At 58.2% G+C, this 15185-nt stretch carries 15 protein-coding genes and 1 pseudogene; 4 read left to right on the plus strand and 12 right to left on the minus strand.

Annotated elements, in window-relative coordinates:
* Positions 1-181 precede the first annotated feature (181 nt).
* The 6 genes from ACFQND_RS06880 to ACFQND_RS06905 all read right to left on the minus strand — a co-directional run bounded on the left by ACFQND_RS06880 (position 182) and on the right by ACFQND_RS06905 (position 5606).
* On the minus strand, positions 182-850 hold the full coding sequence (locus ACFQND_RS06880) for an ATP-binding protein (RefSeq protein WP_371436094.1): 669 nt from the start codon (positions 848-850) through the stop codon (positions 182-184).
* A 1074-nt stretch (positions 851-1924) separates the two neighbouring features.
* Entirely contained in the window at positions 1925-2233 is a 309-nt protein-coding gene (locus ACFQND_RS06885) for a hypothetical protein (protein WP_371436092.1), read from the minus strand.
* Positions 2234-2285: 52 nt separating this feature from the next.
* Positions 2286-2726 carry a flavodoxin gene (locus tag ACFQND_RS06890; protein WP_371436091.1) on the minus strand — a complete coding sequence of 147 codons (441 nt, stop codon included), beginning with the start codon at positions 2724-2726 and terminating at the stop codon, positions 2286-2288.
* 207 nt (positions 2727-2933) lie between these two features.
* Entirely contained in the window at positions 2934-4013 is a 1080-nt protein-coding gene (locus tag ACFQND_RS06895) for an erythromycin esterase family protein (RefSeq protein WP_371436090.1), read from the minus strand.
* A gap of 229 nt (positions 4014-4242) precedes the next feature.
* Positions 4243-4923 (minus strand): phosphoribosyltransferase, encoded by a 681-nt coding sequence (locus ACFQND_RS06900; protein ID WP_371436089.1) that lies wholly within the window; start codon positions 4921-4923, stop codon positions 4243-4245.
* Complete coding sequence (locus ACFQND_RS06905) at positions 4920-5606, minus strand: dienelactone hydrolase family protein (RefSeq protein WP_371436088.1); 687 nt, start codon at positions 5604-5606, stop codon at positions 4920-4922. The genes ACFQND_RS06900 and ACFQND_RS06905 overlap by 4 nt, the downstream gene beginning before the upstream one ends.
* A gap of 369 nt (positions 5607-5975) precedes the next feature.
* Here ACFQND_RS06905 and ACFQND_RS06910 point away from each other — a divergent pair, with 369 nt between their 5' ends.
* Positions 5976-6431, plus strand: a complete 456-nt coding sequence (locus ACFQND_RS06910; RefSeq protein WP_371436087.1) for a universal stress protein — start codon at positions 5976-5978, stop codon at positions 6429-6431.
* 136 nt (positions 6432-6567) lie between these two features.
* Here ACFQND_RS06910 and ACFQND_RS06915 read toward each other — a convergent pair whose 3' ends face one another.
* From ACFQND_RS06915 to ACFQND_RS06925, 3 genes and pseudogenes are all read right to left on the minus strand, one after another.
* On the minus strand, positions 6568-7032 hold the full coding sequence (locus ACFQND_RS06915) for a universal stress protein (protein ID WP_371436086.1): 465 nt from the start codon (positions 7030-7032) through the stop codon (positions 6568-6570).
* Positions 7033-7257: 225 nt separating this feature from the next.
* Positions 7258-8290 (minus strand): annotated as a pseudogene (locus ACFQND_RS06920) (zinc-dependent alcohol dehydrogenase).
* A 10-nt stretch (positions 8291-8300) separates the two neighbouring features.
* On the minus strand, positions 8301-8672 hold the full coding sequence (locus ACFQND_RS06925) for a hypothetical protein (RefSeq protein WP_371436085.1): 372 nt from the start codon (positions 8670-8672) through the stop codon (positions 8301-8303).
* Between the two features lie 496 nt (positions 8673-9168).
* Between ACFQND_RS06925 and ACFQND_RS06930 the strand changes: the two genes are divergently transcribed.
* Together ACFQND_RS06930 and ACFQND_RS06935 are read left to right on the plus strand one after the other, a co-directional pair.
* Positions 9169-9990, plus strand: a complete 822-nt coding sequence (locus ACFQND_RS06930; protein WP_371436084.1) for a universal stress protein — start codon at positions 9169-9171, stop codon at positions 9988-9990.
* A 50-nt stretch (positions 9991-10040) separates the two neighbouring features.
* Positions 10041-10637, plus strand: a complete 597-nt coding sequence (locus ACFQND_RS06935; protein ID WP_371436083.1) for an exopolysaccharide biosynthesis protein — start codon at positions 10041-10043, stop codon at positions 10635-10637.
* Between the two features lie 112 nt (positions 10638-10749).
* Here the strand turns inward: ACFQND_RS06935 and ACFQND_RS06940 are convergent, their stop codons facing one another.
* On the minus strand, positions 10750-11262 hold the full coding sequence (locus ACFQND_RS06940) for an ornithine carbamoyltransferase (RefSeq protein ID WP_371436082.1): 513 nt from the start codon (positions 11260-11262) through the stop codon (positions 10750-10752).
* 283 nt (positions 11263-11545) lie between these two features.
* Here ACFQND_RS06940 and ACFQND_RS06945 point away from each other — a divergent pair, with 283 nt between their 5' ends.
* Positions 11546-12262 (plus strand): Crp/Fnr family transcriptional regulator, encoded by a 717-nt coding sequence (locus ACFQND_RS06945; protein WP_377412720.1) that lies wholly within the window; start codon positions 11546-11548, stop codon positions 12260-12262.
* A gap of 30 nt (positions 12263-12292) precedes the next feature.
* Here the strand turns inward: ACFQND_RS06945 and ACFQND_RS06950 are convergent, their stop codons facing one another.
* Both ACFQND_RS06950 and ACFQND_RS06955 read right to left on the minus strand, forming a co-directional pair.
* Positions 12293-14401: an ATP-binding protein gene (locus ACFQND_RS06950; protein ID WP_371436081.1), complete on the minus strand. Its 2109-nt coding sequence runs from the start codon at positions 14399-14401 to the stop codon at positions 12293-12295.
* The gene (locus ACFQND_RS06955) at positions 14398-15126 is read right to left on the minus strand and encodes a winged helix-turn-helix domain-containing protein (protein ID WP_371436080.1); all 729 of its coding nucleotides are present in this window, start codon (positions 15124-15126) and stop codon (positions 14398-14400) included. The genes ACFQND_RS06950 and ACFQND_RS06955 overlap by 4 nt, the downstream gene beginning before the upstream one ends.
* Positions 15127-15185: the final 59 nt, after the last annotated feature.

The following is a 15185-nucleotide window of genomic DNA, read 5'->3' on the forward strand; positions in this document are numbered from 1 at the left end:
ACCACGCAATCGTTTCAAGAATTGCCCGGCAAGAATGGGCGATCTTTGGGCGTGTTGGCACTGGAGCCAGTGGAGACGGACTGCAAGCGTTCAAGGACACGGCCCGAATCGGGCTGTCAATTGCAGCACATCCTGAAGGTGCTTTTTTGAGGGGCGTCAACGCTCGTCGGTGAGCACCCCGTTAGAGCCGTTCAATCTCAGAAACTGGCAGCCGGCTTTGGTATGGGAAATTGAGTGTGACCGTTGTCCCCAGACCTGGCAAGGTACGCATCTGCATGTCACCGCCGGATTGGCGTACAAATGTTTCAACCCTGAAGCGTCCGGTTCCCGCTCTGTCCTGCTGCGCAACTTCTGCACGCATACCCCTGCCGTCATCGCAAATTGAGACCGCAACCGCTGGTTTTCCCGTAGCCAGGACTCCCTTGCGAATGTCAATTGTCAGCCGTCCTCCCTGATGCATCGCCTCGCGTGCGTTCATGACCAGATGCAGGACGGCGGCCTCAAATCCGTAACGGTCAACACGGCAGGCCGGACAATCTGTCTCCAGGTACATTGCGATGTCTATCCGCTGTCCCAGCGTGGGGCGCATGCGATTGGACAATGCGCTTGAAAAATTGCATAAATCCAGTTCAACCGGTTCTGCGCAGGCAAAGCCGCATGAATCAAGCAGCTCAACGCGACTCGGTGGACCAACGAACAGCGTACAGTGGTCGATGCGCATGAACTCAGGCGGCAAGTCAAACACCCCGCTCAACGTCTTGCGAATGAACGCCCAGCATCGGGCAACCGTAGCCGCCAGGCCTTCAACTGCAGTTGCGAAGCGTGAGGCCTCAACTTGCAATTCCCGCATCTGATGCTCCTTGCCCGGTTACCCAAAAACGCCATTCAGACAGCAGCCTCGAATGGCAACTGTCCACTCATTACATGCAATCCCGGCTCAAGTCCGCTAGTGTCGCGTGCCATACCCAAAGTATCGAATCGCCGCGCGACCGAGCGGCGTGACGCCCGTAACCATGGCGAAGGCCTGATGACTCTGCTCTAGCGGTCCAAAGCTGACCTCCAGGTATCCAGCGCCTCTCAGGACTTGAAGATCCTCAATGTCACTGGGCGCGAAAAATTGCATTGGCAATGCCCCGTCAACCAGGCGCTTGAGGATTTCCTGCGTCATAAAATTACCCGCTCCTTTCACGCAAATGGTCATTAGATAGATGGCCTGCCACTCCCTGGATTCTTGACCTGCATCAAGGTTTGTCCACCCTATCGCGAAAGCCACTTAACGTTTGAACACACAGATGCAGGGGCAGCAACGCAGGAGATATCTGAATGGAACATCCTCAAAGCGGGAGGGGTTTGGTGTGAGCGGCTTGCTCCAATGACCGTAATCAGCCCTCTCGGCGAATGATCGTTAAATGCCCGACGGGAGTTTGGATACCCTTAAGCGGCGTAGGCAAGTCACAAGAGCCCCAGTCATACGGCCATGTCACCAAAGTGCCGAATCGCGCATGTTCCGTAGCCGTTTCCGTGCATGTCGTCGTTGAGCGAACGTCCAGCACATAAACGCCAGCAACGCACCCAGAAACGTAAGTGCTACATCCACGCGTGAAAGTCGGTGTCCGACTATCGTGGCGCCCGCAAGGACGAGTGTTGCAGCACCAGAGATTACGGCGAGGATCAATACGGTAGCTCGAACCATGATGTGAATAACGGGATTTTCTGCTGGGTTTGGGTGAACGAGGGCGTACGTTGGGTTATGCCGCAGAAGGATTTATCCAGCAAGGTTACACATCCAAATTGGGGTTAACTTTGTGGATAACTGCTGGTACAAGCTGAAAACGTGGCGCCAGCATTGGCGCTCCTGGGTCATGCCTGTCGAATAAGCAGCCTCCAGTTTACCCATACAAAAGTCCCTTTGTTCTCCTTGTTCTCAGCAGGCCCCGGCATTTTGTGGCGTCAGGTAGAACTCAAAATAGCTACCGCGTTCACCGGCTTCATTCAGGAAAACACGCTGAGCTGTATCAAAAGCGCTGGGCCACTTTACAGCCAGGCTCGCCGTTTGAGGACTCAACTCAGCAGCATCACATGCATCGCGCCACGCGCGATGTGCCATCACAACCGCATGCGCGCCACCAAGGCCGCGCTCCAGCTCCTTGGCAAACAGCAGTTCAATCGCTATCTTCTGTCTAACTGGCAACTCCCTGGCACTGTGAAAGCGGACAAAATATGGTTGCTTCATGAGAACTCCCGTTGATGGCTTCAGCCGAGTCGCATGGACAGCGAGATTTTTTTCAGCCAGCGCTGGGTGACAAGACAGCAGGGCGGAGCGGTTCGCTACCGGGTCCTATGGCCGCCAGCGCCCCACCAAAGGCCTCGATCCGTCCGGCGCAACTGCCGTCGTCCACCTCGCGCGTTGTGAAGGCGGTGGCCAGCAGTGGTTCGCGTCCCAGCAGCGCACCGATCTCGGCAGCGGCATTCGACCCACCCTTACCGCCCATCACCGCCACTACGGCAGTCCTAGGCAACTGGTCGACGCGTTCGGCCACGAAACTGCGCATAGGTGCGGCCAGGCGATAAACCCATATCGGGGCAATCAATACCACGGCCTGGAAGTCTTTCGGGTCAGGCCCTACATAGAGTACAGGCGGCGTCAGGCGGAACAGCGAATCTGCGACGCATTTCAGCGTGCCTGGCACCCCCGCGCGGGACCGGGTTTCGGATATTTCACCCATGCGCCATCCCATCTGGCCGCATAACATTCGTGCCAGGCGACGTGAAGTTCCTGTATACGAATAGACGACTACAAGTACCTTGTCCATCTGAAACCCCTGTTGGTTCTACACTCCCGGTGTGCTCCCGCACAATGACCTCAAATCTCCTCTCGACCTTAATCCCGGTGGTTACCGCCGGGATTGATACAGATCAAGCAATCATCTATCTCACAGACCAGATGGAAAGGTTTCAGGTACCTCTCCATGGATCCAGCCGGCGTCCCTTTCGAGGGGCTCCAGCGCGCGCGTTTCGTCGATGTGGATCACGGCGTCGAACTGGTCCGCCAGGTGTGTATGAAAATAGTGGCTTTGTCGTTCCGTCTGGGGCTGGTAGATCACACCGATCGCGCGCTGCAGGCGCGGTTCTGCAAGCCACTCGCGCAGAGCGGCGTTGCCGCGCAGCCAAAGCCAGAATCGGGGCAGCCCTGTTTCGTGAAAGAGCGCTTCATAGCTACCGGGCAGGCCGTCTCGCACCCGTCTGCGTTGTGCCGATGCATCCCATTGCGTAGCCGCCGTCACGCTGCCGCGGTAGCTTGAAAAGCCAAGTAGCACAGTGTCTGAACCCCAATGTTGGCGTGCCAGCTGACCTACACTCCATTCGCCTCGTGCGCCCATCTCCGTGGCGGCTGCGTCGCCCAGGTGCGAGTTGTGGGCCCATACCGCAATACGCGGCGAAATGCCGTGGCCCTTCATGTGGCGTTCCAGGGCCTGCAGTGTCTCGACCATATGGCTGTCGCGCAGGTTCCATGACAAAATATGGCCATGGAACATGGTGCGGTAGTACTCTTCTGCGTTGCATACCAGCCTGGCGTTCTGTTGGGCAAAGAACGCCTCGTCGCTTTCCATACCTGGTAGGGGCGTGGTCTCGGCGAGACGGCAGTTCATTTCGCGCAGTTGCTGTATTACCTCGTCCTCGCAGCTAGGCCTAAGGCCATAGCTGGAGGCGTAACCATAAGCCTGGCTGTCCCTGTCGTAGTGATCGAAGCAGGCATAGCGCGACCGCGCCTGGGCGGCGGCCTGAGGATCGGCGACATCCAGGTAAGCCAGCACAGCTTCAATGGACGCAAACAGGCTATACAGGTCAATACCGTACAAGCCAACTTGCTGTGAACCCGGCAAGCCGCGGTTGTGCTCATGCAGCCATTCAACAAAATCCCGCACCACGGTGTTGCGCCACATCCAGGCAGGAAAGCGCTTGAAGCCCGACAGTGCTGCACTTGCGTTCCGGTCCTGCGACTGGCCGCGCACGTAGCGGTTGACTCGCCAAGCGTCAAGCGTTTGGTGATCTCGGCGCGTTCGACGTAGAACTCGTGCGTACTGTGCGAGGCTTCGCCCAGCAGAACGAAACGCGCGTTGCCTATCAGTTGCAGCAGGCCATCGTATTGGCCTGCACCGCCCGTCAGCGGTTTCAGATGCATGCGCAGGCGCTCCACCAGGGAGGCTGTCGCGTTGTCATGGGTTGAAGATAAGCCAGTCATTACAGGACCGCCGGGGGCGGGTCCAGTTCACGCTGGCGGTGTGCCTCTTCCAGCAGCGAGCACACCTCGTCGTCGCTTGCCTGAGGGAAATCCTGGTACCACAGGCTCACGGCACGAAAGGGCGAGAGCGCCACCACGCAGACCACCTCGTCCGCCACGTCGCGCAGGCTCTCGGTGGTGTCCTGTGCACCGACAGGTGCGGCAACCGTCAGGTAAGCCGGGTGTTGTTTGCGTATGGCCTGCACTGCGGCGCGCATGGTGGAGCCCGTAGCCAGCCCGTCGTCCACCACAATCACGTGGCGCCCGCGCACAGGTACCGCTGGGCGCTTTCTTCGATAGAGCAGCTCGCGTCGCTCGAGCTCGGCGCGTTCTCGTGCAATCACCTTGCTCAGTGCTTCCGGCCCCATGACCTCATTGGCCAGTGAATTCATGACGCACACGCCGCCACTGGCTATGGCGCCTATAGCGTATTCCTCATTTCCCGGGAGGCCGAGTTTGCGCACCACAAAAATGTCCATTGGAGCCCGGAGCGCTCGCGCAACTTCAAAGCCTACGGCCACGCCGCCGCGTGGCAGGGCCAGCACCAATAGGCCCGCCTTATTGCGATGACTTTCGAGCTGTTCCGCGAGTACGCGGCCTGCGTGATGGCGATCACGAAAAGGGGCATGACTGGTGGTCATGGCGCGTGCTTCAATCTGGTCAGGTATGTGCTGAACCATGCTGCGGCCAACTCCGCGACCTGATCCAGTGCGCCTGCTTCGCCGAAGAGGTGGGTGGCACCGGGTACGATGGCCAGGCTTTTTTTGCAGCGCAGGCGCCGGTGCGCTTCTTCGTTGATTTCAACCACGCCGTGATCGGCGCCACCGACAATCAGCAAGGTAGGCGCGGTGATGGCGTCAAGCACGGCGTTTCCCGCAAGGTCCGGCCGCCCACCGCGCGACACAACGGCCAATATGCCGTTCCCCAGGCGCGCCGCCGCTATCAGGGCTGCCGCACTTCCCGTGCTGGCGCCAAAGTAGCCCATCGCAGCATGCTGCAACTGCGCCTGGCTTGCCGCCCACAGCGTGGCGTCCTGCAGCCGTAAAGTTAACCGTTCGATATCGAAACGGTATTCACCAGTCTGCAGGTCGGCTTGTTCCTCCCCGGCTGTCAGCAAGTCAAGGAGCAGGGTGGCGATACTTGCATGCTGAAGACGCCTGGCAACCTGGCGGTTGCGGGCGCTGTGCCGCCCACTGCCGCTTCCGTGGGCAAAAAGCACCAGTGCTTCAAATGTGGGGGGCAGCAACAAGTCGCCATAGAGCACGGCATCCCGCGAGGGGATGCGCAACTCTATCGCTGGAGCTTCGTAAGCTGAATTGCTCATGCCGCATTTCCTCTCTTTCAGAGAAATCCTACCGCTGGGCGCGCCCGCGCAGCATTTCCAGCGTCTGGTACAGGGCGGGCTTGTTTCCCTCCCAGTCGTTGCAGAACATGGGGACTCGAGCTGGAGTTGCCTTTTCTGCCTTCCTTGAATGACAAGCCACTCAGGTTAGCGAGTGCCGGAATTTCCTGCCTGATCTGGATCAAGGAAATCTGAATCAAGACCCCGGCTATGTTGTTGCTGGCAGGATAGGTATGTGAAGCTGGTTTGCGATTTCTCAAATGCGTCTGGCCGCATGGACAGGAGAATCTGCATGTCCGCAGGTTGGGTCGGTTGCGGACGTTATTTTTGACCGGCTCCGGAGATGCCATCATGTATCAAAAAATTCTGGTTCCACTGGATGGCAGCCCTGCTGCAGAGCGGGGGCTGCACGAAGCAATCAAGCTGGCGACGGGCCAAAAAACAAGCTTGTATCTGCTGCACGTGGTAAACGATTTCGCGATGCTTGTGGAAATGTCCGCGGTCGTGAACTACCAGGAGATGTTGGAGCGCTCTCGTCAGTATGGCGAGGACCTGCTGGGCAAGGCGAAGGGCGCGGCGGCCAAGGCAGGCGTGCCAGCCGAGACACTGTTGCGTGAAGCCACGAACAAACGCATAGCCGAGGTAATCAACGATGAGGCGGTCAAGGCCGGTTGTGGGTTGATCGTTATGGGCACACACGGTCGCCGCGGGTTTAGCCGCTTGGCCATGGGTAGCGACGCTGAGTTGGTCGTGCGTTCCAGTCCGGTGCCGGTATTGCTTGTACGAATGGAGACCCCGACATCATGAAAACTGTCCTCTTGATGTGGCTGAAGCACTATACGCCGTGAAGGAATTCCCTCTTGCAACAACACTGCGTATTGCCGCAGTAACGGGTGAAATGATGCCGTTCTGTGGAACCTGGACGGAGACCTTCGCTTATTCCCTAGTCGCTATCGTCTGAAGCCGTACCGCGGATGACCAGAACCGGTACAGGTGCCAGTCTCAATATCTGCTCTGCGCCGCTGCCCAACAGCACACGCCCAATGCCCCGCCGGCCATGAGAGCCGACAACAACCAGGTCGGCATTCCAGAGCTTGGCTGCCTCGGCCACTGCCTCGCCCAGACGCTTACCAGGATCGTCGCACAGCACCTGGCTTGCCGCCACGCCGGCCGATTGGCTTACGGCCATGGCATCGGCCAAAATCTTGGCTCCACCTTCACGCATCATGCCGACAAGGTCGGCGGGGTAGTATCCATAAGGATCTATTCCGCCCAGATAGGCCATTTCATTTACCGCATGTAGCAGGCGCACGCTGGCGCCGGTTTCGCGTGCCATCTGCAAACCGGCGACAAGCGCCTTGGTCGAGGTTTGGCTGCCATCCACAGGAATCAGAATTCGTTTGAACATGATCGGTACTCCGGTTTGAACTTGCACTGCTGACAGTATTGCCCGTTCCAAACGGTGCCGTGTTGAGGTGTATCAAGCCATGGGTGCGCTGAAATGGACGGCGTCGTGAATTTTTGGGCTGCTTTTTGTGTTCAGTCCTGAAAAAATCAACGCCGGGTGATCAAGCACATCTATGAATACGTCTGGATATTCCGATTGAGGACACAAGATGTCACTTGAATTGGTTCATGCGTCTTCTGCGATTCGCATGACAACGCGCCCCTCGATGTCACCATGACGAATTCGATCGAAAACTGCATTGATGTTGTCCAGCCTGTCTTCGCTGCGTACCGTACGAATCCTGCCTTCGCCAGCGAACTCGAGCGCCTCCTGCAGGTCTTTTCTCGTGCCCACGATTGAGCCGCGTACCGTCTTCGCATTCAGTACCACATCGAAGATCGGCATCGCGAAGTCGCCTGGCGGCAGGCCTACCAGCGACATGGTGCCGCGTTTGTGCAACATGCCCAGCGCTTGCGAGAAGGCAGAGCGCGAGACGGCTGTCACCAGTACGCCGTGAGCACCTCGCAACGTGTGTTGCAGTTCCTTGGCCGGATCTTGCCGGACTGCGTTGATGACCATGTCGGCGCCCAGACTGGTCGCCAGTTATAGCTTGTTGTCGTCGATATCCACGGCGACGACATGAAAACCCATGGCCTTGGCGTACTGCACGGCGAAATGCCCAAGCCCGCCGATTCCGGAGATTGCCACCCAGTCGCCGGGTTTGCAGTCCAGAACCTTAAGCCCCTTGTAGACCGTCACGTCTGCACACAGGACTGGGGGCGATGTCGGTGAATCCGATGTTGGCCGGCAGATGCCCGACGTAGCCTGGATCGGCCAGCACATACTCGGCATAGGCGCCGTTGACGGTGTAGCCGATCATCTGTTGTGCGTCGCACAGTGTTTCCCATCCAGTGAGGCAGTGTTCACAGTAACCGCAGGCCGTATGCAGCCAGGGCACGCCGACACGGTCACCTTCCTTGACGTATTTGACACCCGCGCCTACGGCGGCAACATGCCCGACACCTTCATGGCCAGGAATGAAGGGGAGAGCGGGCTTGACCGGCCAGTCGCCCTCGGTGGCATGCAGGTCGGTGTGGCAAACGCCAGAGGCGACCACCTTGACGAGCACCTGGCCTGGCGGCACCTCGGGTACCGGCACTTCCTCGATCTGCAAGGGCTGTCCAAAGGCATGGACGACGGCAGCTTTCATCATACGCATGGCGGGCTCCTCAAAAATTGGGTAGAAATGAGCATGCGTTGGCCTTGGCATGCTCGCGACTACAATTGGAAAAACGCAATTCGTGCAGTTCGTTCTCCACATGATTCAGCGCATTGAGATGCTGATCGAGGCCGGCAGTCATTCCTTCAGCGAGAGCGGCACCGAGATCGCCTACTATGTCGATTTCCTGATCGAAATAGGCGCTGATAAGGCCTATATGCTCACGTGTCACACAGCGGAGAAAAGCGGCATCGGAACGAACGACCACGTGGAAGGCCGGTTTGCCTTCTCCGCTGCGAAAGAGGCTGCCGTCTGACAAGGCGAGCGAGAAGGGCGTGCGGACACGTTCACCCGGTGCATCTACCAGGGGTTGTAGATTCATCTTGGGCTGACTTGTTCGTTTACAACATCGTCAGTCCTGGCCAGGCGAGCCATGCTTTCTCCGGCGCGCCACCGCAATTCAGCCCTGAAAATTCCGTCTGGCTTGCCTTGACCCCGACTGATCCCGGCATTCTCCCCAGCGGCACTTACGCCATGGTGCACTAACTGTTCTGGTTTCGCCCGCATCATGCCGATATGCTCAATGCCTGTGCTTTCGCGTATTGATGCGCCCGCGTTACCAAGCACCACGGCTAGCGGAAAAAAAGATGACTGCGAATCGAAGCTTCATGGTGGTATGCGGCATTTTTCTTCCTTGCCAGCGGCCTGATAGGTACAAGGCTAGAGGTATATCGATGGTGGTCGCTTGCGCAAGATCAAATAACTGCGCTGTCTCTGTGCGCCCAATCGACATCGTCGGCGATTGATGCAGCGCAAAGCTGGAAGGTCCGCACAGGCGTAAGGTCATCCATACCATTTCCATGCCTTAAGGACTTTTTATGCAGACGCCAAAGTCAATATTGCTACATCTCGACGGTTCTGTACGCGCTGCAGAGCGCGTCAAGGCCGCCTGTTGGCTCGCTGATGACTTCGACGCACAAGTCATCTGCATGTCTTGCACGATGTCTGCGCTGATGCGTTACCCCTTTGCTCTGGAGGGCGCTGCTCAAGCCATATCGATCATGCAGGAACTGGACAAGGAATGCCGTGACAAGGCGTTTGCAACCTTTGTGGCTGCTGGCGCCGGGTCACCGCGCCTCACATGGGCCGAGCCTTTGGCCGACGCACCCTGGGGCTTCGTTCGCCGTGCGCTGTATGCTGATTTGATGATTCTGGGTCAGCGCGACCCGGATGATCCGGCTGCCGGCGAGCTGCCGGCCGACTTCTTGCCGAGTTTGCTCGTCGATAGCGGGCGGCCTGCGCTGATACTGCCCTATGCCGGAGCGATCGCGCCCATCGGGCGTACGGTGCTGGTCGCATGGAAGGAGACGCGAGAAGCGGCCCGCGCAGTGTCGGCAGCATTGCCCTGGTTGCGAAATGCAAACCATGTACATGTCGTTTGCTACGGTGAGTCGGCTCGTGAGTCCCTTCATGCGCTGCACGGCTACCTCGAAGTGCAGGGCATATCCGCAACGCTGCATCCGGGCGGCCCAGAGCAGGGTGATGCCGGCAGCAATCTGCTGTCGATGGCCGCGGACCTGGGGTCGGATCTTCTTGTCATGGGTTGCTATGGCCATAGCCGGGCGCGCGAATGGGTTTGGGGCGGCGCGACGCACACCATCTTGCAATCCATGACGCTACCGGTGCTGATGTCGCACTGAGCGCAGTCCTTCCGTACAGCATGCGTTGAAGGTAAAAACCTCCTTTACCAGTGATTGAGCTGGACTCCCTGGTTCAACTGGCTTTGGACCATTCCAAGCGGCGCATCACGATTGCAGATATGGTCCACGCCTTGGGCGATGGTAGCCTGAAGATGCTGATTCTCTTTTTTGCCTTGCCCAACAGCGTTCCTACTCTTCCTGGCACGTCAACAATCCTTTGTTTGCCCCTGCTATTCCTGACCATGCAGATGGCTCTATGTCAGTCGCCCTGGATGCCAGCCTGGCTGGCCAGACAATCTCTATCAAGAAAGGATTTCGCCACGCTTGTCTTGCGTCTGAAGACGCTGTCGACACGAATCGACAGGATCTGCATCCCACGACTGGGAAGGTATGTGGGCTGCGGTGCCATACGGGTGGCAGGTTTTCTGGGTATATTGCTTTCCGCGGTGCTGGTATTGCCTTTGCCGTTGGTGAATGTACCTTGCGGCATCGCATTGGTGCTGCTTTCACTCGGTAACTTATATAAGGATGGCCTTTTTTCGATACTGGGTTTCATCACTGGATTCGCCTCGCTTGGACTGGCAGCAGGTGTCGTGATTTTCTCCTGGCGTATCGGTCACCAGATTCTGTTGTCCTGGCGTTTCTAGGCATCAGAAGGAGCCAGACCTGGGTCTTATTTATCCGCATGGGGGAGCAGTTCCATATAGCCAAGCCACCATATCGGGATCCATCGCCAGGCGTCTATACAAGGCATGGTTTTTACAACTCCATGTCCATTGCATGCAACAGGACAGCCTGCAGCACAAAGCGCCGTTTGTCGGCTTCCGGGTTGTCGTCTCCGAGACAGGCTGCGATTCCGGCCGTTGGGTGCATTGGCGATGAAAGACCGTCGAAGACAGGTACATCGGCCCCGTAGGCCAGTTGCCGAACGTAATCGGAAGGCAATCCAAGGCATTCCACCGCGTCGTATAGCCGGCCAAGCATGTATGCGATTTTCTGAACATCTTGCGGGACGGCAAGGTCAGACAGGTCCAGGTGTACGTGTGCGACTTGTGCCCCCAGTTCGGTGACCGCGAGCTGAAATAGTGCTTGTGGCGCGTCAGTCTCCGACGTATAAAGCAGCGCGAAATTCTGACCTCGTAGCAAAGGCGGCGCCAAACCGGTTAAGGCATAGCGCTGCAGTACGCGCGCATTGGAGAAGACCTTGCTCGTGTATTCAGGCGGCAGCCCCCGGAAACCGTCGCAGCCAATGTTGAGAAGTTGTGCATTCACGATGCGTCAGCTTAATAAGAGCAGCCGCAGTTCCCTTGACATGAATCAAATACGTGACCTGTCAAGCCACATCTGACACAAAGCATTGACACAGTGTTACCGAGTGATGCGCACCATTGTTATGGTCTTGCCCGGCGCCCCCTAGCATGGGCTTTGTCACTTCATATCACCCACACAGGAGTTTGAGATGCTTGTTTCTGTTGCTGCCATTCCCGCCCCGTTGAAGTCCTTCGCAACGGCTGCTTCTACCCGCGCAACCAGTGCCCCCCATGCAATGCCCTGCATGCCCAGGCAAAAGCCGGGTCAAAAAATCTCCGACATGATGGCCCGGTTAAGCGGGCAAGTTGCCCCGCAACGCCGGATGGTTCATGCAGGCGATGTGATCTACCAGGCCGGCGAGCGATTTGGCCATCTCTACATTCTGAACTCCGGGTTCTTCAAGATTGTGAATCTCTCCGCTGATGGGCGCGAGCAGGTTGTCAGCCTCAAATTTCGCGGCGACTGGCTTGGTTTCGATGGCATAGCTGATGGTCATTACGTCTGCGACGCAGTTGCGATGGAGACCGGCGAGGTCTGGGGGTTCCGCTACGATGAGCTGCTTTGCGCCTGCGCCGTCCAGCCCATGCTGCTGGCCGTATTGCATGAGGCAATGAGTCGCGAAATCGCCCATGACCGGGACTCGCTGATGTCCGTTTGTACACTGCCGGCCGACGCCCGTGTTGCCGAGTTTTTGCGTCACTGGGTGGAGTCGCTGACAGAGCGCGGCATGCGCACGGACGAGATCACGCTTTGCATGACGCGCGCAGAGATTGGCAATTACCTGGGCATGACTCTGGAATCGGTGAGTCGTGCGCTTACCAGGCTGGCGCGCGACAAGATCATCGCCTTCGCCCGGAAAGGACGTCGCGAAGTGCGGATTCCCGACGCTGATGCCTTGTCGGCATTTGTTCAACGCTGCATCGCGCCAGTGCCCACATCAAAGCCATTACTGGTACATTGAATATCGCCTTGGCAGATGTTTTATGAACACTCAGCCTCCGGTTTTACGCCTGATCCATATGCTCTCTATCGCCTGCGCAAGTTCGGCGCGATTAAAGGGCTTGAGCAACAGTTCCCAGGCCGAAGGTGTGTCGCGGGCGGAGTCCAGCAACTCAGAGGAGAAGCCCGACATCAGAAGAATGGCGATGCCAGGAAAACGGTGTTGAACATGAGCTGCGAGTTCAGTACCACGCATGCCCGGGCCTAACGCAATATCGGTAAGTAGCAAATCGAACGGTGCGCTGGACCCCAACGCGCTCAGGGCTCGCTCACAGTTCACCGCGGTGGTCACTTTGCAATCCAGCAGGCCGAGAAACGCCTGTGTAATCTTGCTGACCTCGGGATCGTCCTCCACCAGCAGCACCCTCAAGCCACGAGGCACAGCCTGTTGGCAGAACTCCCGGACATCCGGGTCAACCGATGCACCACTCTTCCACGTGCTCGGGAGGTAAAGTGTCACGGCTGTTCCGGCACCGGGTTCGCTGTCAATGGTCACCACGCCCTTTGACTGTTTTACGAATCCATACACGGTACTCAGGCCCAGACCCGTACCGCGCCCCATGTCTTTTGTCGTAAAGAACGGCTCAAAGGCGCGTTCCTTGACTTCGTTCGACATGCCTGTACCCGTATCGGTGACCCTGATGGCAACAAAACACTCGCCATGCGCATCCGGCTCGTCCAATTGTTGGCGAGCCCATGTGGGCAGCGTGTCATGAACCTCCGCGCTGAAGCTGAGCGTTCCGCCCTCAGGCATGGCATCGCGCGCATTGATGGCTATATTAAGTAGCGCCGATTCAAGTTGACCGGGGTCTACCTGTATCGCGGGGCAGCAGGGCGGTGTAACCACCTCGATGCGTATGCGTTGGTCGAGTGTACGCCGCAACATCTCGGCCATCGATAGCAGCAGGGTATCCACGTCCACTGCGGTGGGTTGCAGCACTTGCCGGCGCGCAAATGCGAGTAGCTTGCTCGTCAGCTCGGCAGCGCGCCGACTGGCGCGCGCCGCTGCGTTGACCATTTGGGCTGCAGTGCGGTCCTTTGCGATGGTGCCGAGCTCCTCCAGTACCTGCAAGTTGCCCTGGATGACGGTCAGCAGATTATTGAAATCATGCGCAATACCTCCAGTCAGTTTACCCACGCTCTCCAATCGCTGAGCATGGATGAGGGCTTCCTCTGTCTGTGCCCGCTGAAGGCTGGTTGAAAGCAGGCTGGCCAGGGAACCCAGAAAGCGCAGTTCCTCATCGCCGAAGCGCTTCGGGTCGCGTGATCGCACGGCAAGGGTTCCAATGACGCGCCCGCGATCAAGCAGCGGCACCGCCATCGCGCTGACGAGGCCTGCGTCAAGGTAGGCCTTGGGTACGGTGAAGCGGCGCTCGGTGCGGTAATCCGTGATGATGACCGGCTGACCTTGGCGCAGGAGGAAGCCGGGGGATGTGCTGGGGTTGCTGGAGATGTAGGCACCGACCTCCTCGCCCCGTACCAGACCTGCTCCGCTGGCGACACGAAATTCCGCCCGATTTGGCTCGAGTAGCAACACCATGGCAGTCTCTACCTGGAGTGCTGCCGCGGCAATCACGGGCGCCTGGTCAAGTAGTATCTGCGTGTTTCGCATATCGACCGCAAGATGTCCGAACTGTGCCAAGTGCTCACTGTAACGCGCGCGTTGTATCGCTTCTTTGACGCGTGGGTACGCCCCGATGCCACGGATGGCCGCCACAACAAAGGGCAGTGCATGTATCTGCAACGGACTGAGGGCTATCTCTACCATGACCTCGCAGCCATCCTTACGCTTGGCCGTCAGCTCCATATGCGTACCCATGGGGCGCGGGACAGGCGCATGACCATAGGCTTCCCGGTAGGCCGCATGGCGAGGACGGTTCGTGTCGGGCACCAGCGTGTCCACGCTCATGCCGATCAGTTCCCCCATCGTGTAGCCGAGCAGCCCGGCGGCCATCGGGTTGGCCAGCGCAATGGTGCCCTTGTTGTCGACGAGCAGCAGTGCGTCCGGGTAGGCCGTGAATATCGCGCGAAAGACCGTTTTTTCATCTATACCGAGGGGAATGGCTGGAATGACCGGCACGGAATCCGAGGGGAGCGTCACGACAAGGCCCTTTCCACGGGCGGCACAAGAATATAGCCGGCACCTCGCACCGATTTAATGATGCCGGGATTATCGGCATCGACCTCGAGTTTCTTGCGCAATCGACCGATCTGTACGTCGATTGTCCGGTCGAAAGGCGCTGCTTCCCGGCCACGCGTCTGCTCAAGCAGGAAATCGCGCGAAAGAACCCTGCCCGGATGACGCGCGAGAACGCTCAGCAGTTCAAACTCCCCCGTGGTTAGCGCGACTTCCTGCCCCGCGTCATCGGTGAGACGCCGTGCGCCACAGTCCAGTTTCCAGCCGGAAAAGCACAGCAGGTCATGGGCAGAGGCGAGCGTCGCCATCGGGGTTGCAGGTGTCAGGCGTCTCAGGATAGCCTTGATGCGGGCAACCAGTTCGCGTAAATCGAAGGGTTTTGTCACATAGTCGTCAGCGCCGACCTCCAGGCCGACCACCTTGTCCACTGCATCGTCGCGACCAGTGACAATGACAAGGCCGCAGTGCCAGTGCTCACGCAACTGGCGTGCGATCGAGAATCCGTCCTCACCGGGCAGCCCCAAGTCCAACAGGACCAGTGCCGGTGCATCGGAAGCCATGAGAGCAATCAGAGACTCACCACTGTGCAACTGCGTGACCCGGTAGCCATGAGCATGCAGATAGTTCGCCAACAGGATGGTGATATCGACATCGTCATCCAGAACTGCGATGTGAATGAGGGCGTTCATTTTGAGTCACACACGTAGGCTGACCGCATAAACACTGGCTCGCGGACACTCCGACAATC

Origin of the sequence: Polaromonas aquatica (assembly GCF_042659145.1) — a bacterium.
Taxonomy (GTDB): domain Bacteria; phylum Pseudomonadota; class Gammaproteobacteria; order Burkholderiales; family Burkholderiaceae_C; genus Polaromonas; species Polaromonas aquatica.

Coding starts and splice junctions, on each gene's coding strand:
- ACFQND_RS06925 (WP_371436085.1), bottom strand. CDS start 8,672: ATGAATCTACAACCCCTGGTAGATGCACCGGGTGAACGTGTCCGCACG.
- ACFQND_RS06905 (WP_371436088.1), bottom strand. CDS start 5,606: ATGAGCAATTCAGCTTACGAAGCTCCAGCGATAGAGTTGCGCATCCCC.
- ACFQND_RS06885 (WP_371436092.1), bottom strand. CDS start 2,233: ATGAAGCAACCATATTTTGTCCGCTTTCACAGTGCCAGGGAGTTGCCA.
- ACFQND_RS06900 (WP_371436089.1), bottom strand. CDS start 4,923: ATGACCACCAGTCATGCCCCTTTTCGTGATCGCCATCACGCAGGCCGC.
- ACFQND_RS06910 (WP_371436087.1), top strand. CDS start 5,976: ATGTATCAAAAAATTCTGGTTCCACTGGATGGCAGCCCTGCTGCAGAG.
- ACFQND_RS06880 (WP_371436094.1), bottom strand. CDS start 850: ATGCGGGAATTGCAAGTTGAGGCCTCACGCTTCGCAACTGCAGTTGAA.
- ACFQND_RS06945 (WP_377412720.1), top strand. CDS start 11,546: ATGCCCAGGCAAAAGCCGGGTCAAAAAATCTCCGACATGATGGCCCGG.
- ACFQND_RS06955 (WP_371436080.1), bottom strand. CDS start 15,126: ATGAACGCCCTCATTCACATCGCAGTTCTGGATGACGATGTCGATATC.
- ACFQND_RS06930 (WP_371436084.1), top strand. CDS start 9,169: ATGCAGACGCCAAAGTCAATATTGCTACATCTCGACGGTTCTGTACGC.
- ACFQND_RS06915 (WP_371436086.1), bottom strand. CDS start 7,032: ATGTTCAAACGAATTCTGATTCCTGTGGATGGCAGCCAAACCTCGACC.
- ACFQND_RS06890 (WP_371436091.1), bottom strand. CDS start 2,726: ATGGGTGAAATATCCGAAACCCGGTCCCGCGCGGGGGTGCCAGGCACG.